Origin of the sequence: Kitasatospora sp. NBC_01287, assembly GCF_026340565.1 — a bacterium.
In the GTDB taxonomy this organism is placed as follows: domain Bacteria; phylum Actinomycetota; class Actinomycetes; order Streptomycetales; family Streptomycetaceae; genus Kitasatospora.
Genome location: NZ_JAPEPB010000001.1, coordinates 6424489 through 6442673 on the forward strand (window position 1 = coordinate 6424489; position 18185 = coordinate 6442673).

Annotated in this window: 16 protein-coding genes; 9 read left to right on the plus strand and 7 right to left on the minus strand. The window is 72.1% G+C overall.

The features are described from left to right. The first annotated feature begins 76 nt into the window (after positions 1-76). The 3 genes from OG455_RS28000 to OG455_RS28010 are packed head-to-tail and all read left to right on the plus strand — an operon-like array spanning position 77 to position 2195. Positions 77-589: a MerR family transcriptional regulator gene (locus tag OG455_RS28000; protein WP_323185586.1), complete on the plus strand. Its 513-nt coding sequence runs from the start codon at positions 77-79 to the stop codon at positions 587-589. A gap of 5 nt (positions 590-594) precedes the next feature. Further along, positions 595-1611, plus strand: a complete 1017-nt coding sequence (locus OG455_RS28005; RefSeq protein ID WP_266298352.1) for an aldo/keto reductase — start codon at positions 595-597, stop codon at positions 1609-1611. Positions 1612-1628: 17 nt separating this feature from the next. Then, entirely contained in the window at positions 1629-2195 is a 567-nt protein-coding gene (locus OG455_RS28010) for a hypothetical protein (RefSeq protein ID WP_266298354.1), read from the plus strand. Between the two features lie 28 nt (positions 2196-2223). Here OG455_RS28010 and OG455_RS28015 read toward each other — a convergent pair whose 3' ends face one another. The 4 genes from OG455_RS28015 to aceE form a co-directional block, all read right to left on the minus strand. Further along, the gene (locus tag OG455_RS28015; RefSeq protein ID WP_266298356.1) at positions 2224-3402 is read right to left on the minus strand and encodes an alpha/beta hydrolase; all 1179 of its coding nucleotides are present in this window, start codon (positions 3400-3402) and stop codon (positions 2224-2226) included. A gap of 127 nt (positions 3403-3529) precedes the next feature. Then, the gene (locus OG455_RS28020; RefSeq protein ID WP_266298358.1) at positions 3530-4210 is read right to left on the minus strand and encodes a TetR/AcrR family transcriptional regulator; all 681 of its coding nucleotides are present in this window, start codon (positions 4208-4210) and stop codon (positions 3530-3532) included. Between the two features lie 172 nt (positions 4211-4382). Beyond that, a complete protein-coding gene (locus tag OG455_RS28025) occupies positions 4383-4670 on the minus strand; it encodes a hypothetical protein (protein ID WP_266298360.1) in 288 nt (95 codons plus the stop codon). A 236-nt stretch (positions 4671-4906) separates the two neighbouring features. Next, complete coding sequence (aceE, locus tag OG455_RS28030) at positions 4907-7657, minus strand: pyruvate dehydrogenase (acetyl-transferring), homodimeric type (protein ID WP_266298362.1); 2751 nt, start codon at positions 7655-7657, stop codon at positions 4907-4909. A 553-nt stretch (positions 7658-8210) separates the two neighbouring features. Between aceE and OG455_RS28035 the strand changes: the two genes are divergently transcribed. The 3 genes from OG455_RS28035 (at position 8211) to OG455_RS28045 (ending at position 10187) form a co-directional block, all read left to right on the plus strand. Beyond that, complete coding sequence (locus OG455_RS28035) at positions 8211-8648, plus strand: DUF3052 domain-containing protein (protein ID WP_266298364.1); 438 nt, start codon at positions 8211-8213, stop codon at positions 8646-8648. 271 nt (positions 8649-8919) lie between these two features. After that, positions 8920-9378, plus strand: coding sequence for a peroxiredoxin (locus tag OG455_RS28040; RefSeq protein WP_266298366.1), 459 nt, complete (start codon positions 8920-8922; stop codon positions 9376-9378). Between the two features lie 233 nt (positions 9379-9611). Then, entirely contained in the window at positions 9612-10187 is a 576-nt protein-coding gene (locus OG455_RS28045; protein WP_266298368.1) for a TerD family protein, read from the plus strand. Between the two features lie 18 nt (positions 10188-10205). On the opposite strand, the gene OG455_RS28050 is transcribed toward OG455_RS28045, so the two are convergent. Next, a complete protein-coding gene (locus OG455_RS28050; protein ID WP_266298370.1) occupies positions 10206-12569 on the minus strand; it encodes a PQQ-binding-like beta-propeller repeat protein in 2364 nt (787 codons plus the stop codon). 268 nt (positions 12570-12837) lie between these two features. Here OG455_RS28050 and OG455_RS28055 point away from each other — a divergent pair, with 268 nt between their 5' ends. Further along, positions 12838-13422, plus strand: a complete 585-nt coding sequence (locus OG455_RS28055) for a TerD family protein (RefSeq protein ID WP_266298372.1) — start codon at positions 12838-12840, stop codon at positions 13420-13422. Positions 13423-13472: 50 nt separating this feature from the next. Next, entirely contained in the window at positions 13473-14615 is a 1143-nt protein-coding gene (locus OG455_RS28060; RefSeq protein ID WP_266298374.1) for a DUF475 domain-containing protein, read from the plus strand. A gap of 148 nt (positions 14616-14763) precedes the next feature. Here the strand turns inward: OG455_RS28060 and OG455_RS28065 are convergent, their stop codons facing one another. Continuing rightward, positions 14764-15837, minus strand: a complete 1074-nt coding sequence (locus OG455_RS28065; RefSeq protein WP_266298376.1) for a DUF2637 domain-containing protein — start codon at positions 15835-15837, stop codon at positions 14764-14766. Between the two features lie 370 nt (positions 15838-16207). On the opposite strand from OG455_RS28065, the gene OG455_RS28070 reads away from it, so the two are divergent. Next, positions 16208-16879 carry a Tellurium resistance gene (locus OG455_RS28070; protein ID WP_266300978.1) on the plus strand — a complete coding sequence of 224 codons (672 nt, stop codon included), beginning with the start codon at positions 16208-16210 and terminating at the stop codon, positions 16877-16879. A gap of 135 nt (positions 16880-17014) precedes the next feature. Here OG455_RS28070 and OG455_RS28075 read toward each other — a convergent pair whose 3' ends face one another. Continuing rightward, on the minus strand, positions 17015-18181 hold the full coding sequence (locus OG455_RS28075; protein WP_266298378.1) for a TerD family protein: 1167 nt from the start codon (positions 18179-18181) through the stop codon (positions 17015-17017). Between the last annotated feature and the right edge of the window lie 4 nt (positions 18182-18185).

The window sequence follows — 18185 nt, forward strand, 5'->3', positions numbered from 1 at the left end:
GCATGCTTGCTTGGAGTGCACTCCAACTCGATAGCGTCGTGCCCATCACGCCGCACCACCTCAGGGGGGGACGCCCATGAGCGCCGTACCAGCAGAGTCACTCGCCGGCCGGCTCGCCGAGCCGGCCGCCCGCGCGGTCGTCGACCAGGTCCTGCACGACTGCGGGGCGGACTACCACCGGCCCGCCGAGCCGTCCGAGCCCACCGCGCCGTCCGAGCCCGCCGACACCACGCTGCGCCACACCATCAGCGAGGTCGCCGCCCGCACCGGGCTGACCGCCCACACGCTGCGCTGGTACGAGCGGATCGGCCTGCTCGACCCGATCGACCGCTCGCACGCCGGCCGGCGGCTGTACAGCGACGGCGACCTCAGCCGGCTGGCCTTCCTGAGCCGCCTGCGGCTGACCGCCATGCCGGTGGCCGACATGCTCCGCTACGTGGAGCTGGCCCGCGAGGGCGACCACACCTTCGAGGGGCGGCGGGACCTGCTGATCGCCCACCGCGACGAGGTCCGGCAGAAGATCGCCGACCTGCACGCCACGCTCGCGGTGCTGGACTACAAGATCGACATCTACTCAGGGAAGAAGTAGCGCGCATGACTCAGAGCCCCACCCTGTCCACCGTCCAGCTCGGCACCGGCGGCCCGTTCGTCGGTGTCCAGGGCCTGGGCTGCATGGGCATGAGCGAGTTCTACGGTCCGACCGACACCGCCGAGGCGCTGGCCACCCTGGACGCGGCGCTGGAGGCCGGGGTCACCCTCTTCGACACCGCCGACGTCTACGGCGCGGGCCACAACGAGGAGCTGATCGGCCCGTTCGTCCGGGCCAACCGCGACCGGGTGGTGCTGGCCACCAAGTTCGCCATCGAGCGCAAGGCCGAGGACCCGCACTACCGCGGCGTGCGCAACGACCCGGCCTACATCCGCACCGCCGTCGACGCCTCGCTGCGCCGACTGGGCATCGAGACGATCGACCTCTACTACATGCACCGCCGCGACCCGAAGGTCCCGCTGGCCGACTCGGTGGGCGCGATGGCCGAGCTGGTGCGGGCCGGCAAGGTGCGCCACCTGGGCCTGTCCGAGGTGACCGGCGCCGAGCTGCGCGAGGCGCACGCGGTGCACCCGATCGCCGCGGTGCAGCAGGAGTGGTCGCTCTTCTCCCGTGACGTGGAGCAGAGCGTGGTCGGCGCGGCCGCCGAGCTGGGCGTCGGCTTCGTGCCGTACTCGCCGCTCGGCCGGGGCTTCCTGACCGGCAGCTTCGCCAGCGCCGAGAACTTCGCCGAGGGCGACATCCGCCGCCACCAGCCGCGCTTCAACGGCGACAACGCGGCCGCCAACGGGGAGCTGATCGCCCGGATCCAGCGGATCGCCGCCGAGCGCGAGGTGACGGCGGCTCAGATCGCGCTCGCCTGGGTCCACCAGCGCGCCGAGGTGCACGAGCTGACGGTGGTGCCGATCCCGGGCACCCGCAAGCGCTCCCGGCTGGCCGAGAACACCGGGGCGGCCGCGCTGCGCCTGTCCGCGGCCGACCTGGCCGCCCTGGACGCGCTGGCCGACCAGGTCGCGGGCACCCGCTACCCGGACATGAACTTCACCGCCACCGTGCGCGAGTAGCCGAGTACCCTGCTGCGGTGACCGAGAAGCTGACCGAGAGCTGCCGAAGCGTGCTGGAGCCGCTGCTGCACCCGGGCGAGCGCCTGCTGGACGTGGTCGCGGCCTATCCGGTGGCCGGCACCTCGGGCGTCGGGATCGGCCCGGGGACCGAGCTCGGCAACGCGATCTCGCGGGCCGGGTCGATCACCGGCGGCGCCGGCAGCATCGCGGCCGGCTTCCCGGTCCGGATCCGCGAGGTGCGCAAGCTGCTGGTGGTCACCGACCAGCGGGTCCTCTACGCCGGAGCCGGAGCCGGAGCCGGAGCCGGAGCCGACACGCCGGGTCGGGTGGCCTGGCAGGCGCCGCGGGCCCTGGTCACCCGGGTCGAGCGCCGGCCGCGGCTGCAGCTCCTGGCCCGCTTCCGGCTGCACTTCGCGGACGGTTCCGCGGTCTCGGTGATGACCCCGCGCCGGGAGGGCATCGAGGTGCTGGCCGCGGCACTGGCCACGCCGGTCGCCGCGCTGCCGCCGCAGGACGCCCGGCCCCAGGACACCGCGGCCGGGGAGTGGAGCTGGCCGCCGGAGGACGCCAGGCCCTTCCTCTGAGCCTCGGCACACCGGGCCCCGCCCGGCCTCAGCCGGCCCGGTAGACCACGGCCTGGTAGTGGCCCAGCGCGATCGCCGCGAAGTTGAAGAGGCTGGCGGTGCCGGGGCTGAAGTAGCCCACGTGCCCCGCGGCGCCGGCCGAGGAGATCTGCTCGGCGCCGAAGTCCGGGTCGGTCGGGTCGGCGCCGTGCCCCAGGCCCCCGACCTGCAGGTACGGCACGTCGCCGATCCAGTCGCTGGGGTTGCGGGTGGCCCACAGGTGCACGCCGGTGCCCAGCTCGTCCGCGTTCTGCACGCCCATGCCGGGGCTGGCCAGCACCACCATGTCGGTGGTCGTGCCGTGCAGCTCGGGTGCCACGGTGCCGCACACCACGCTGCCGTAGGAGTGGCAGAGCAGGGTCGGCGGCGCGACCGGGTCACTGGTCTGCTTCAGCCCGTCCAGCAGCCGGACCAGGCGCGGCGCGCCCGCGTCGGCCAGCCGTGAGGTGACCGCGTCCGGTCCCAGACCCACCGGGGTGACGTAGCCGGTCCAGGCGATGACGGCGGTCCGCACGCCCGGGTCCTGCTGCTTCTCCTCGGCCTGCAGCGCGCGGGCCATGCCCGCGGGGGAGCGCAGCGGGTCGACCGCCCGGTCGTGGTGGCCGAGGTCGGTGTCCGAGCCCGGCACGATCACCGAGACCCGCTGGGCGTTCGCCAGGTCGCCGAAGACCTCGGTGACCAGGCCGCGGCCGCGCGGGTCGAAGGCCAGGATCTGGCGGCCGGGGGCCAGCAGCGCCTGGCAGTCGTTGGCCCGCGAGACGGCGAGCGCGTGGGTGGTCGCGTCGACCTTCTTGTCGGCGGCCACCGCCTTGGCCCGGGCCACCTCGGCGGCCAGCGCCAGCGCGTTGGCCTGGTAGCGCAGCCGCAGCGGGGCGCCGTCGAGGTTGCCCACCACCAGCGGGTAGGCGTGCGCCAGGCGGTCCTGCTGGTCGGCGGGGAGCGAGGCGAAGAAGGCCGCCACCGTGGCCGAGTCGGCGGTGCCCGGGTCGGGCAGCGGCCGCCCGAGCGACTGGTCGTGCACCCAGGCGGCCGACCCGGCGGGCGGGGTGGTGATCGCCACCTGCTCGTTCGAGGCCGCGGCCTGGGCCGCCGCGGCCCCGGCGTCGGCCAGCACCGCACAGGCCGCGAAAGCGCCGATCAGCATGCGCTTCAGCCGCCTGCGCTGCATACGCGTCAACTCCTGGGGGTGGTACGAAGGACAACGTTCAGTCGGCCAGCGTATTAGGTCCCGGGGAGCGGTGGAGGCGCCCTAAACTGTGGGTTGAATCACAGTGACCGCGAGGCGGGTGGCCTCGTTAGGAGTGCCAGTCGCCGGTCAACGCCGGTGCGAGCTGGTCGAGATGGTGCTCGATCACCGCGATCATGCCCTCCGGTCCATCCTCCTCGGCGCCGGCGCCCTGGCCGGACCAGGCCAGGTGGGCGGTGCGCACCGCCGCGCCGAAGACCGCCGCCAGCAGCCGCGGCCGCAGGTCGCGGGCCGGGTCCACCCCCTCGCGGGCGGCCAGGATCTCGACCACCCGCTGCTCCTGGTCGGCCGAGCGGCGCAGGTGGGCGGCGAGCAGGGTCGGCGTGGACTCGATCAGCTGGACCAGCTCCAGCGCCGCGGTGACCCCGCGCGCGCCCTGGGCGTGCGCCGCGCTCAGGTCCCGCCAGGACTCGCAGATCGCCGCCCGCATCGCGGCCAGCGGGTTCTCCGCGGCGGGGCGGGCCCGCAGCCGCTCGATGAAGTACTCCTCGGCGTCCGTCAGCACCGCGAGCGCGGCCTCCTCCTTGTTGGCGAAGTAGCGGAAGAAGGTGCGCTGCGAGACGTCCACCGCCGCGGCGATCTCGTCGACGGTGGTGCGGGCGTAGCCCTGGCTGAGGAAGAGCCGGTGTGCCGCGTCCACCAGGGCGTCCCGGGTGCGCTGCTTCTTGCGCTCGCGCAGGCCCGGCGGGACGCCGGTCGGCGCCGGGCTCGGACTGGCAGTGGTGGCCATGTGGACACGATAGCGCGCGGACCCGGGTCGCCCCGGGAGAAAAGTCATGGACTGCTATAAGTCATGGATTGCCTAGTGTCAGCTACTGACATACTCTCGTGCCGGGTGGTGCCCGCGCGGCCGAAGAGCTCGTGGGGACGGGCGGGGCCCGGGCGCCACCCAGTAGCCCGATTCACGGCGCCGGCGAGCCGACCGCCCGGCCGGGCCGGTCCAGCGGCTGATTCAGCGCCCGGTCCGGCGACCGGTTCACGGGTCTGTTCACGGGCCTGCTCACGGGTCTGCTCATGGGCCGGTCCGGCGGATGGTCGAGGGGCCGCTCGGCCGCCTCGCGCAGGTAGCGCGCACGCTCCTCGCGCTCCAGGTCGGGGAAGTAGTCCAGGAGGCGGACGGCGGCCTCGGTGGGGGTGAGGTGGACCTCCCGCAGCAGCCAGCGGGCGCGGCTCAGGATCTCGTCGTGCATGGGGCGATCATCACCACGGCCGGTGCGGGCGGGCGCGCGGAGCTGGGCCGGACGGGAGCCTCGCGACGGGAGACGTCGGCACGGGGCCGTCGGCGCGGGGACCCCGGCTCGCGTACCCCCGGCACCGGAGTGGCCGCACGGAAACACCGAGGGCCGGGCTCCCCAGTGCGGGGAGCCCGGCCCTCGGGCGGTCAGCGACCGGTCAGTGAGCGCTCAGTGAGCACTCGGCGGCCGGTTCAGGCGTCGCCGCCGGCCGCGCCCGGGTGGGCGGCGGCCACGTCCAGCAGCTGGTAGCGGTCGATCGCCTCCTTCAGCGCTGAGCGGTCGATCCTGCCCTGCTTGGCCAGCTCGGTCAGCACGCCGAGCACCACCGACTGCGCGTCGATGTGGAAGAACCGGCGCGCCGCGCCGCGGGTGTCGGCGAAGCCGAAACCGTCGGCACCGAGCGACTGGTACTGGCCCGGCACCCAGCGCGCGATCTGGTCCGGCACCGCGCGCATCCAGTCGGAGACCGCGACGAACGGGCCCTCGGCGCCGGAGAGCTTCTCCGTCACGTAGGGGACGCGCTGCGGCTCCTCGGGGTGCAGCAGGTTGAACTCCTCGGCCTCCACCGCGTCGCGGCGCAGCTCGTTCCAGGAGGTCGCGGACCAGACGTCGGCCTTGACGTTCCACTCCGCGGCGAGGATGCGCTGGGCCTCCAGGGCCCACGGCACCGCCACGCCGGAGGCGAGGATCTGCGCGGGGATCTGGCCCGCCTCGGCGGCCCGGTACTTGTGGATGCCCTTGAGGATGCCCTCGACGTCCACGTTCTCGGGCTCGGCCGGCATCTGGATCGGCTCGTTGTAGACCGTCATGTAGTAGAAGACGTCCTCGCCGTGCGGGTGCTCGGCGGAGGAGCCGTACATCCGGCGCAGGCCGTCCTGCATGATGTGCGCGATCTCGAAGCCGTACGCCGGGTCGTAGGCGACGACGGCCGGGTTGGTCGAGGCGAGCAGCTGCGAGTGGCCGTCCGCGTGCTGCAGGCCCTCGCCGGTCAGCGTGGTGCGGCCGGCGGTGGCGCCGATCACGAAGCCGCGGGCCAGCTGGTCGGCCATCTGCCAGAACTGGTCGCCGGTGCGCTGGAACCCGAACATCGAGTAGAAGACGTAGACCGGGATCAGCGGCTCGCCGTGCGTCGCGTAGGACGAGCCGGCGGCGATCAGCGAGGCGGTGCAGCCCGCCTCGGAGATGCCGTCGTGCAGCATCTGGCCGGTCGGCGACTCCTTGTAGGCCAGCAGCAGCTCGCGGTCGACCGACTCGTAGGTCTGGCCGAGCGGGTTGTAGATCTTGGCCGACGGGAAGAGCGAGTCCATGCCGAAGGTGCGGTACTCGTCGGGCGCGATCGGCACGAAGCGGTTGCCGATGCCCTTGTCCCGCATCAGGTCCTTGAGCACCCGGACGAAGGCCATCGTGGTGGCGATGGTCTGCTGGCCGGAGCCCTTCTTGACCGCCTTGTACGCGTCGTCGCCGGGCAGCTCCAGCTGACGCGCCCGCACCTTGCGGGTCGGCACGTAGCCGCCCAGCTCCCGGCGCCGGTCGTGCATGTACTGGATCTCTTCGGAGTCCTTGCCCGGGTGGTAGTAGGGCGGGTAGCCCTCGTCGAGCTGCTTGTCCGTGATCGGCAGGTGCAGGCGGTCGCGGAAGCGCTTCAGGTCCTCGACCGTCAGCTTCTTCATCTGGTGGGTGGCGTTGCGGCCCTCGAAGTTGGGGCCCAGCGTCCAGCCCTTGACGGTCTGCGCCAGGATCACGGTCGGCTGGCCCTGGTGCTCGCGGGCCGCCTTGAAGGCCGCGTAGACCTTCTTGTGGTCGTGGCCGCCGCGGCCCAGGTGCTGGATCTGCTGGTCGGTCATCGAGTCGACCATGGCGCGCAGCCGCAGGTCGTCGCCGAAGAAGTGCTCGCGGATGTACGAGCCGGTCTCGGTGGCGTAGGTCTGGAACTGGCCGTCCGGGGTCGAGTTCAGCTTGTTGACCAGGACGCCGTCGCGGTCCTGCGCCAGCAGCGGGTCCCAGCTGCGGTCCCAGACCAGCTTGATGACGTTCCAGCCGGCGCCGCGGAACTGCGACTCCAGCTCCTGGATGATCTTGCCGTTGCCGCGGACCGGGCCGTCCAGGCGCTGCAGGTTGCAGTTGACCACGAAGGTCAGGTTGTCCAGGCCCTCGCGCGCGGCGAGCGACAGCTGGCCGAGCGACTCCGGCTCGTCCATCTCGCCGTCGCCGAGGAAGGCGTAGACGTGCGACTGGGAGGTGTCCTTGATGCCGCGGTGCTCCAGGTAGCGGTTCATCCGGGCCTGGTAGATCGCGCCGAGCGGGCCGAGGCCCATCGAGACGGTCGGGAACTCCCAGAAGTCCGGCATCAGGCGCGGGTGCGGGTAGCTGGACAGGCCGTACGGGGCCTTCGACTTCTCCTGGCGGAAGGCGTCGAGCTGCTGCTCGCTGAGCCGGTCCAGCAGGAAGGCACGCGCGTAGATGCCGGGAGAGGCGTGACCCTGGAAGAAGATCTGGTCGCCGGACTCGCCGTCGGCGTCCTTGCCACGGAAGAAGTAGTTGAAGCCGACGTCGTAGAGCGACGCGGAGGAGGCGAAGGTGGCGATGTGCCCACCGACGCCGATGCCCGGGCGCTGGGCGCGGGAGACCATCACGGCCGCGTTCCATCGGGTCGCGTTGAGGACCTTGCGCTCGATCTCCTCGTTGCCGGGGAAGAACGGCTCGTCCTTGGTGGCGATGGTGTTGACGTAGTCCGTGCTGCGCATCTCGGGCACGGCGACACGCTTCTCGCGGGCGCGCTCGATCAGCCGGAGCATCAGGTAACGAGCACGCTCGCGCCCCCGCTCGTCAATGGCCGCGTCGAGCGACTCCAGCCATTCCGCGGTCTCCTCGGGATCGAAGTCCGGGACCTGACTCGGAAGGCCGCCAATGATGATCGGGTTGCGATCGGATCCGGAAGCCACGCTGTTCCTTCACTGTCGGTCGAAACTGAGGTGTGTCGCGCCGCCTCCATCGTGTACCGCAACTCGGAGATCCGTCATCTCTACCGATGGGTAACCGCCACGCCTGGTGGGCGAGTCGGTCAGGTGGGGCACGGATCGGGCGTCATCGCCGTCGCCGACCGCCACCGGGTGTTACGAAGAGGTGGTCCGACCGGTGTTCCTGGACTGCTCCAGGTGCCCCCGCCCACCCGATGGCGGGCGGTCGGGGTGAGGGCCAACAGGAGACTCTACGCCCGTGATCGCGTTGGTCTCGAATGCCGTTCGCATCGCGGGCAGTGGGCTGGACGAGCGGGCCTTGACCGCCGGCGGACGAGTGGCATCCGCAGCATGGGCGAACGGTCCGCAAAAGGGCAAATCGGTGTGATTCCCGGCACAGGACTCGGCGTGTCTTGCTACGAGACGTCAACCTTTGGGTGGGATCGGGGGTCGGGTACTTGCGCGAACCGCCGCGCCCGTGTGGACTACGGCCACAGCCCTGGCGCCGATGCCAGGCCGAATACTGGAGGTTATTCCCGTGAGCGCGACCGCGGACCCCGCGGACAAGTCCAACCCGGCCCTCAAGCTGGGCTTCGAGCCCGGCCAGATCGTGCAGGAGCTCGGGTACGACGAAGACACTGATCAGGATCTCCGCGAGGGCATCGAGGAGGTCATTGGTGAGGAGCTCGTCGACGAGGACTACGACGACGTCGCCGACGCCGTCCTGCTGTGGCACCGCGAGGAGGACGGGGATCTGACCGATGCCCTCGTCGACGCCCAGGAGTACCTGGCCGAGGGCGGTCTGATCTGGCTGCTGACTCCCAAGAAGGGTCGCGACGGCCACGTCGAGGCCCATGAGGTCGCCGAGGCGGCACAGACCGCCGGCCTCTCGCAGACCAGCTCGATCACGGTGGCCAAGGACTGGGCCGGCACCCGCCTCGCCACGCCTAAGGCGGCGAAGTCGGGCAAGCGCTGACGGCACCGCTCCGCTTGTCCCGGACCCCGCTGGAGGAAGCTCCAGTGGGGTCCGGCCGCTTCCGGGGTCGCACTTGTGGGTGCTGCCGGGAGGCGTGTTCGCTTGCGGCGAAATCGACCCCTGAACTTCCTCGAAAGGCCCCGCCGCCTCACTCGTAAGGCCGAAATCGAGGGCCTGGATGCGAGGATGTGCCCGCGGTCGGCCGCTGTGCCCACCGTGGCAACCCGTGGGCGCGGTGCGCGCCGCACCCACCGCTGAGAAAGGTCTCACCATGGCCATCGAGGTCGGCACCCAGGCTCCGGACTTCGAGCTGAAGAACCAGCACGGCGAGCTGGTCAAGCTCTCCGACTTCCGGGGCGAGAAGAACGTCGTCCTGGTGTTCTACCCCTTCGCCTTCACCGGTGTCTGCACCGGTGAGGTCTGCGCGATCCAGAAGGAGCTGCCGCAGCTGCAGAACGAGGACGTGCAGATCCTCGCGGTCTCCAACGACTCGCCCTTCACCCTGCGGGTCTTCGCCGAGCAGGAGGGCCTGGAGTACCCGCTGCTGTCGGACTTCTGGCCGCACGGCGAGGTCTCCACCGCCTACGGCGTCTTCCAGGAGGACAAGGGCTGCGCGGTGCGCGGCACCTTCGTGATCGACAAGGCCGGCGTGGTGCGCTGGTCGGTCGTCAACGGCCTGCCGGACGCGCGGGACGAGCAGGAGTACCTGAAGGTGCTCGCGGCGCTCTGATCCCGGCGGCTCTGATCCCGGCGGATCGGCTCGGATCGGCTCGGCGTGGCGGCCCGGTGTGCGGCGGGAGGTTCCTGAGAGGGAAGTCTCATCGGCCACGCCGGGCCGCCTCGCGTTCGGGGCGGGAACCCGGTACTACGATCTGGCCGTTGGCTGGACGTGGGTCCCAGTGCCGGGGCTCCGGACCACACCGCCGAGGCGCCAACGGTGCCTCCCGCATCTTGGAGGATCCTGTGGGTGTCAGCCTGAGCAAGGGCGGCAATGTCTCGCTCACCAAGGAGGCCCCGGGCCTGACCGCGGTCCTGGTCGGCCTCGGTTGGGACGCGCGCACCACCACGGGCGCCGAGTTCGACCTGGACGCCAGCGCGCTGCTCTGCACCGAGCAGGGCAAGGTCGCCAAGGACAGCGACTTCGTCTTCTTCAACAACCTCAAGAGCCAGGACGGCTCGGTCGAGCACACCGGCGACAACCTCACCGGTGAGGGCGAGGGCGACGACGAGGTGATCAAGGTCGACCTGAGCGCCGTGCCGGCCTCGATCGCGAAGATCGTCTTCCCGGTCTCGATCTACGACGCGGAGACCCGGCTGCAGAGCTTCGGCCAGGTCCGCAACGCCTACATCCGGGTGGTCAACCAGAGCGGTGGCCAGGAGATCGCCCGCTACGACCTGAGCGAGGACGCCTCCACCGAGACCGCGATGGTCTTCGGCGAGCTCTACCGCAACGGCGCGGAGTGGAAGTTCCGCGCCATCGGCCAGGGGTACGCCTCGGGCCTGCGCGGGATCGCGCAGGACTTCGGCGTCAACGTCTGAGACCTGAACGGGGGCGGTTCAGACCGGCGGTAGCGCGTAGACCTTGGTGTCCTGGGAGGCGACCAAGGTCTTGCCGTCGGTGCTGAACAGCCAGGCGGTGCCGCCGGGGAGGCCCGGCTGGAAGGTCCAGCGGATCGTGTGGGCCGTGGTGTCCACGGCGTAGATCCCGTTGTTGTCGGTGGAGACGAAGCAGGTCTGCTGGACCACGACCGGCGCCGTGTTCATCGAGCACTCGTAGGGCAGCGCGCAGCGCCACAGCTCCTGGCCGTTGGCCGCCTGATAGGCGATCAGGGCCGGTGGGGCGCTGGGCGTCGCGTTGTACTGCTGCAGCGTCATGCCGCCCAGCACCACGTAGACCACGCCGTCGACGACCGTGGGCGGGGCGTACCAGAGGTCCTTGCTGCCGGCCGGCGGGGGCTTGACCCAGCTCTGCTTCTGCGTGGCCAGGTCCACCGCCTGGAGCCCGTGACCGGCGGAGGAGCAGTAGACCCGGTCCGCGTCGGCGACCGGCTGCTGGGGGGCCAGCGCGTCTGTGGCGGCGAACCAGACCTGCTCGCCGGTCTTGCGGCTGCGGGCGACCAGGTTGGTCAGCGAGTCGGTGTAGAGCAGCAGGTCCGGGGTCAGCATCGCGAGGACGTCGGTGTCCGCGTCGGGCTTGCGCTGCTGGCTCCAGAGCACCGAGCCGTCGGCGGCGGAGAGCGCGAAGACGCCCGGCACGGACTTGGCGCTGGGGTCCGGATCGCCGCCGGCGTCCAGCGGCTGGAACCTGCACAGGGCGTAGACGGCCTGGTCGTCGGCCGCCAGCACGGTGTCGGGCTGCAGCTGCATGCTGCCCGTGGTCCTGGGGGCGTAGGTCCAGAGCGGGTTGCCGTTCAACGGGTTGGCCTTGACCAGGTTGTCGCCGTTGTAGACCAGCGCGCCGCCGCTCACCGCGGCGGCGGTCTCGGGGTCCGCCGGCAGCTGCCAGCGGACCTGGCCGCTGGCGGCCTCCAGCGCGGCCGCCCCGCCGATCCCGTACAGGTAGACCGCGTCCCCCGCCACCAGCGGGGTGGCCCCGTTCAGCGTGTCGGGCAGTGGATGCGTCCAGAGCGGGGTGGGGGCCACCCCGGGCCGGCGGGTGGTGGACGGTGAGGCACTCGGGGAGGCCGTGCTCGGGCCGGTGGCCGGCGCCGCGGTGGGGGTGGGCTCGGGGGCGGGCCTGGGGGTGGGCGGGTGGCCGGAGTCGCCGAAGGCCCAGGCGGCGCCACCGGCGGCGGCGAGCAGCGCGGCGGTGCCGCCGGCCAGGAAGAGCCGGCGCGAGGGGCGGGCCGCGGGGGCGGCGGTGCCGGGGCGAGTGCTGTCGGCCGGGACGGCACCGGGCTGGGTGGGCGCGCCCGCGAGCAGGCGGACGGTGCCGGTCGGGGCGGGCTCGCTCACCCTGGTGTGCGGATGGGGCACCGCGGGCCGCGGGTCGGCCGGCGCGGCGGGGGCCACCGGGACGTCCAGGTCGAGCACGGCGGCGGCATGGGTGGCCAGCTCGGCGGCGAGGGCCCGCGGCAGCCAGCCCGGGCCGAGCGCGGTGGCCCCGAGGTCGAGCAGCTCGGCCAGCTCGGCGGGGGTCGGCCGGTCGGCGGGATCCTTGGCCAGGCAGGCCGCGACGACCGGGAGCAACTCCTCGGGCAGCGCGTCCAGTGACGGATCGTCATGGATCACCCGGTAGAGCAGCGCGGCGGCGGAGTCGGTGCCCCCGGTCTCCCCGCTGAACGGGCTCACCCCGGTGGCGGCGAAGGCCAGCACCGAACCGAGCGAGAAGACGTCCCCGGCCGGGCCCAGCACGCCGCCGCCCGCCTGCTCGGGGCACATGAAGCCGGGCGAGCCGACCACCACGCCGGTGCTGGTCAGACCGTCGCCCTCCAGCGCCCGGGCGATCCCGAAGTCGATCACCCGGGGGCCGTCGGCGGCCAGCAGCACGTTCGAGGGCTTGAGGTCACGGTGGATCAGCCCGGCCCGGTGGATCGCGTCCAGCGCCCGGGCCAGGCCCAGGCCCAGCGCGCGCACCGAGTCGAGGGGCAACGGGCCGTGCCCGGCCACCGCCTCGGTGAGCGAGGGGCCGAGCACGTAGGTGGTGGCCAGCCAGGGGGCCGGGCCGTCCTGGTCGGCGTCCACCACGGGTGCGGTGTGCGGGCCGCTGACCAGCCGGGCGGCGGCGACCTCGCGGCGGAAGCGCTCGCGGAACTCCGGGTCCTCGGCGAGTTCGGCCCGCACCACCTTGACCGCGACGGTCCGCCCGCCGGCGGAGCGGGCCAGGTAGACCCGGCCCATCCCGCCGGCGCCCAGTCTGGCCAGCAGGCGGTACGGACCGACGGACTGCGGATCGGCGGGTTCCAGTGGCTGGAACGGCATCTGACGACTCCCCGTGTGCGGCGCCGTCGCCGCCGGCCGTCCCGCTGACGGCCTGCGGGGCGCCCGCTGACCTGAGATGGTACGACCAGAGCCGGAACCCGGAAATGGTGGGCGGACCTGCGGCTCCAGGGCCTTGATAGGTTCGAAGTTCAGGATGTTCAGTGGGCGGTGCGGAACCGTTCGGGGGTAGGAGGGCGTAGATCTTGTCTTTGGCCCTTTTCGCCGTACGGACGGTGCGGACCGCCAGGGAGTGGGAGGAAAGACGACGATGAGTGTCACGCTCGCCAAGGGCGGCAACGTCTCGCTGAGCAAGGCCGCGCCCGGCCTGACCCAGGTTCAGATCGGCCTGGGCTGGGACGCCCGGTCCACCACCGGCGCGCCCTTCGACCTCGATGCGAGCGCGCTGCTCTGCTCGGCCGGCCGGGTGCTCGGTGACGAGTACTTTGTCTTCTACAACAACCTCAAGAGCCCCGAGGGCTCGGTCGAGCACCTGGGCGACAACCTGGTCGGCGGCGAGGAGGGCGACGAGGGCGACGAAGAGGTGATGCTGGTCAACCTCGACCTGGTGCCCGCCCAGGTCGACAAGGTGGTCTTCCCGGTGTCGATCTACGACGCCGACGCGCGGCTGCAGAGCTTCGGCCAGGTCCGCAACGCCTACATCCGGGTGGTCGACCAGCTCGGCGGTCAGGAGATCGCCCGCTACGACCTCAGCGAGGACGCCTCCAGCGAGACCGCGATGATCTTCGGGGAGCTCTACCGCTACCAGGGCGAGTGGAAGTTCCGGGCGGTGGGCCAGGGCTACGCCTCCGGGCTCCGCGGCATCGCCCTCGATTTCGGGGTCAACGTACAGTAAAGGCATCGTCAATTCCTCGGCGCGCCATGTCACCGAAAGGTAGTAACACCGTGTTCCTCCGAACTTTCGGATGGTCCTTCGCGACCACGATCGCCGGTCTGATCGCGGCCGGGCTGATCTGGGGCGCCGAGGGCTTCGGCGTGGTGCTGATCCTCGCGATCCTGGAGATCTCGCTCTCGTTCGACAACGCCGTGGTCAACGCCACGGTGCTGAAGCGGATGAACCCGTTCTGGCAGAAGATCTTCCTGACGGTCGGTGTGCTGATCGCCGTCTTCGGCATGCGGCTGCTCTTCCCGCTGCTGGTGGTGGGCCTGACCGCGCACATCGGTCCGTCCACCGTGATCGACCTGGCACTCAACTCGACCCACACCTACAACGGCCTGACCTACGCCCAGCACCTTGAGGCCGCCAACCCGGCGATCGCGGCGTTCGGTGGGATCTTCCTGCTGATGATCTTCCTGGACTTCATCCTGGAGGAGAAGGACTTCCACTGGCTGCACTGGATCGAGCGCCCGCTGGAGCGGATCGGCCGGCTGGAGGCGCTCTCCTCGGTGCTCGCGCTCGTCTCGCTGGCGCTGGCGGCGCGGTTCTTCGCCGGGGAGCACGCTGAAACGGTCCTGCTGGCGGGCCTGCTGGGGTTGGCCACCTACCTCGCGGTGAACGGGCTCTCGGGTGTCTTCGAGTCCACCCTGGAGGAGGACGAGGACGAGGGTGAGGGTGAGGAGGGCGCCGAGGAGGCGGGCGGGGCCGTCACCGGCAAGCCCGGCAAGTCAGTGGTGCAGGTGGCCGGGAAGGCCGCCTTCTTCCTCTTCCTCTACCTGGAGGTGCTGGACGCCTCCTTCTCCTTCGACGGCGTGGTCGGCGCCTTCGCGATCTCCAACGACATCTTCCAGATCACCCTGGGCCTGGGCATCGGCGCGATGTACATCCGCTCGCTGACCGTCTTCCTGGTCCGCAAGGGCACCTTGGACGACTACGTCTACCTGGAGCACGGCGCCCACTACGCGATCGGCGCGCTGGCCGGGATCCTGCTGATCTCGATCGAGTACAAGATCCCGGAGATCGTCACCGGGCTGATCGGGGTGGCCTTCATCGGGGCGGCGCTGACCTCCTCCCTGATGCGCAACCGGCGGATCGCCCAGGCCGAGGAGGCGACCGCGCCGGAACCGGCGGGGGCCGCCGCCAAGCGGTAGCGGCGGCGGCAGCCGGACGCGAGTGGGGCCCGGTTCGATCGTCGAACCGGGCCCCACTCGCGTTGTCACCGTGCTGCCACGCTTGCCGCCATCGTGCCTGCCGGGTGTCAGCCGCCGGGCCTCAGCGGCCTCAGCGGCCCCAGCGGCCTCAGCCCAGGCGCTTCTCCATGGCGCGCAGCTTGCGCTCCAGGGAGTCGAAGGGGGAGTCGAGCTTCGGCATCGAGAGCGTGTCGTCGTCCGCCGTCAGGTCGACGCTGGCGGCCGAGCCGGTGCCGACCGCGGTGCGGCGCGGGGCCGCGGCGAGGGCGGCGGGCTCCAGCGCGGAGGGGCCGACCTTGGCCATCGGGTCCTCGGAGTCGGCTAGAGCAGGCTCCGTAGCGGGCTGGCCGTCCCCGCCGCCGGCGGTCAGCGCGGCCACCTGGCGCCCGCCGCGGCCCCGGCCCAGCACACTGCCGCGCGAGATCGCCTTCAGCTCGGCCCGCTCGCGGCGGTCGGCGCTGCGCGCCTGCACCTTGGCGTCCAGCTTGGACTGCTTCTCCTCGCGGACCTCCTCGACCGCCTCGTCCAGGCTGCGGACGTTCTCCAGGAGCATCAGCGACCAGGCCGCGTAGGTCTCGCGCGGGGCGCGCAGCCAGCGGACGATGCGGATCTGCGGCAGCGGACGCGGGATCAGGCCCTGCTCGCGCAGCGCCGCCCGGCGGGTCTGCTTGAGCGCCCGGTCGAAGAGGATGGCCGCCGAGATCGACATGCCGGAGAAGAACTGCGGGGCGCCGTCGTGGCCGCCGCCGCGCGGGGCGTGCACCCAGTTGAACCAGGCCGAGGCGACGGCGAAGACCCAGACCAGCAGGCGCGAGCCGAGGGCCGCGTCACCGTGGCTGGCCTCGCGCACGGCGAGCACCGAGCAGAACATCGCGGCGCCGTCGAGGCCGAACGGGACCAGGTACTCCCAGCCGCCGGACAGGCCCAGGTTCTGGGTGCCGAAGCCGACCAGGCCGTGGAAGGAGAGCGCGGCCGCGACCCCGGCGCAGCAGAAGAGCAGCACGTAGGAGGCGATGCCGTACCAGGTCTCCTTGCGGCGGCGGCGGTCCTCGCTGCGCTCCCAGGAGTCCTCCTTCGCCTCGGCCTTGGTGTTCTTGACCCGCATGGTGGCCGCCAGGATGGCTATGACGAGCAGGGCGACGCCGCCGATGACGGCCCAGGTCAGCTGAGTGGAGGATGACATTGCGAGGTAGGCCTCTGCTTTCCGCGGTCGAGCGGGAGTGGGTAGGTCCCTTGTGCGACTGTGCGACGGGTCGTCAGGGGAGGGACACCTGTGCGGCTAGACGATATCGCGTCCGAAGTGGCGGCATGGTACGGGAGTCCACTTCGGCCCGCTATCCGCCGCGCGGAGGGCGCCGCACGGGTGCCGCGCGGGCGCCGGCCGGACGCCGGATCCGACGGTGTCTCAGGCCCGGTGCTGGGTATGGACCGCAGTGCACAATGGTGCGTCATGGTGCGTCAGGGCATCGGTCAGGGTGAACAGCTGGGCTGGGGGATTTCGTATGGCCACGATCTGGGAGTACCTGCGGGGCGAGCGGAACCTGCCGGAGACGATGGGGCAGGGCGGAAAGGTGACGCTGACCAAGTCCCGGCCGCACTACGCGATCACCTCGGACGGGCCGACCAGCGGCACCCTCTTCGTCAACCTGCACTGGACCGCCCGGCTGGTCTCCGGCTCGCAGGGCGCGCTGCGCCGCAAGCTGCTCCAGCCGCGGCTGCTGCGCCCGGCCCAGACCGAGACCAGTCAGGGCGGTGCCGAGAACGTCGACCTGGACCTGGCCTGCATGTACGAACTGACCGACGGCACCCGGGGCGTGGTGCAGCCGCTCGGCAAGTTCTTCGGTGACCTCCAGCGGCCGCCGTACATCAAGCTCAGCGGCGACGACCAGTACGGGGCGCCGTCCGGCGAGACGATGTACATCAACCTGGAGAAGAAGGACCAGTTCAAGCGGCTGCTGATCTTCGTGTACATCTACGACGGCACCCCCGCCTTCGACCAGACCCACGCCCAGATCCAGATCGTGCCGCCGAGCGGGCCGCGGCTGGAGGTCAACCTGGACGAGCGGGCGTCGGCCGCCCGTTCGTGTGCGGTGGTGCTGATCGAGAACGAGGGCGGGCAGCTGACGGTCCGTCGCGAGGTGCGGTACGTGCACGGATTCCAGTCGGACCTGGACCGGCTCTACGGCTTCGGGATGCAGTGGCAGCGGGGGTACAAGGACGCGTAGGGCCGCGGGGCCGGCTGGGACCGGTGGGGGCCGGGGCCGGCTGAGGTCCGGCGCCGAGGGGCGGGACCTGTGGGCAGGGACCTGTGGGTCCGGCGCCGGCCGGGGTGGGTGAGGTGTAGCCGGGGTGGGCGCTGGTCAGCGGGGTTGGAACTGCGGGCCCTGCGGCGGCAGGGCGAAGTCCGGGTCCATGGGCGGCACGGGCGCCGGCTGCGGGGGCTGGGCGACCGGCTGCTGCTGCGGGTAGCCGTAGGTGGCGGCGGGGGGCTGCTGGGGGTAGCCGTAGGGCGGGGGCTGCTGCGGGTAGCCGTAGGTGGCGGCCGGGGGCTGCTGGGGGTAGCCGTAGCTGGGCGCGCCCGTGGGGGCCGCTGGCGGTACGGGCTGCGGCGCGGGCGGCTGGGGCGTCGTCGGGTGGCCGGGGGCGGCCGGGGGGTAGCCGTAGGAGGGCGGGCCGGCCGGCGGGGGCGGCAGCGGTGCGCCGGTGGGCTGCGCGGGCTGCGTGGGCGGTGTGGTCGGGGCCGCCGGCGCGACGGGCGCGCCCAGGGGCTGGGCCGGCACGCTCGGCACCGCGCTCGGCACCGCGCTCGGGGGCGTGCTCGGGGCGGTCGGAGCGTTGGGGGGTGTGGTGGGTGCGCCGGGGGGCGTGTTGGCCGGTGTGCTCGGGGGCGTGCTCGGGGGCGTGCTCGGCACGGCCGGGGCGAGCGTGTAGGTGCCGGGTTCCGCGGCCTGGGGGAGGCCCGCGGGCGCCATCGCCGCCTCGTCCTCGACGGTGATCCCGAAGTCGGTGGCCAGGCCGCTCAGCCCGGAGGAGTACCCCTGCCCGACCGCGCGGAACTTCCAGCCGCTGTCGCGCCGGTAGAGCTCGGCGCAGACCAGCGCGGAGACCGCCTCCACCTCGCCGATCGGGAACTCGGCCAGCGCCTCGCCGCCGCCCGGTCCGACCGCGTCGTACAGCAGCACCCGCAGTGCCCCCACCGCGCGGAAGTCACCCTGCTCGGCGGAGCCGGCCAGCACCACCCGGTCGATGTCGAGCGGCAGCTTGGTGAGGTCCACCTCGATGGTGTCGGCGATCTCCTCGCTGCCCGGCACCCGCTGCTTGGGCAGGTGGCGCACCACACCCGAGGGGTGCCGGGGTTGGTTGTAGAAGACGAAGTCGGCGTCCGAACGGACCCGGCCGTCGGCGCCGACCAGCAGCGCCGAGGCGTCCACGTCCGGTGCCCCGGGCGCCGCGCTCCAGCGCAGCACGGCGCGGACCGCCGCTGTGGCCAGCGAGATGTTGGCGCCCTTCGCCATCACGTGCGTCATGACA

Excerpts from the sequence above, each read along its gene's own strand:
- OG455_RS28000 (WP_323185586.1), top strand. The coding sequence starts at position 77 with ATGAGCGCCGTACCAGCAGAGTCACTCGCCGGCCGGCTCGCCGAGCCG.
- OG455_RS28005 (WP_266298352.1), top strand. The coding sequence starts at position 595 with ATGACTCAGAGCCCCACCCTGTCCACCGTCCAGCTCGGCACCGGCGGC.
- OG455_RS28015 (WP_266298356.1), bottom strand. The coding sequence starts at position 3,402 with ATGCAGCGCAGGCGGCTGAAGCGCATGCTGATCGGCGCTTTCGCGGCC.
- OG455_RS28020 (WP_266298358.1), bottom strand. The coding sequence starts at position 4,210 with ATGGCCACCACTGCCAGTCCGAGCCCGGCGCCGACCGGCGTCCCGCCG.
- OG455_RS28025 (WP_266298360.1), bottom strand. The coding sequence starts at position 4,670 with ATGCACGACGAGATCCTGAGCCGCGCCCGCTGGCTGCTGCGGGAGGTC.
- OG455_RS28040 (WP_266298366.1), top strand. The coding sequence starts at position 8,920 with ATGGCCATCGAGGTCGGCACCCAGGCTCCGGACTTCGAGCTGAAGAAC.
- OG455_RS28050 (WP_266298370.1), bottom strand. The coding sequence starts at position 12,569 with ATGCCGTTCCAGCCACTGGAACCCGCCGATCCGCAGTCCGTCGGTCCG.
- OG455_RS28055 (WP_266298372.1), top strand. The coding sequence starts at position 12,838 with ATGAGTGTCACGCTCGCCAAGGGCGGCAACGTCTCGCTGAGCAAGGCC.
- OG455_RS28065 (WP_266298376.1), bottom strand. The coding sequence starts at position 15,837 with ATGTCATCCTCCACTCAGCTGACCTGGGCCGTCATCGGCGGCGTCGCC.
- OG455_RS28070 (WP_266300978.1), top strand. The coding sequence starts at position 16,208 with ATGGGGCAGGGCGGAAAGGTGACGCTGACCAAGTCCCGGCCGCACTAC.
- OG455_RS28075 (WP_266298378.1), bottom strand. The coding sequence starts at position 18,181 with ATGACGCACGTGATGGCGAAGGGCGCCAACATCTCGCTGGCCACAGCG.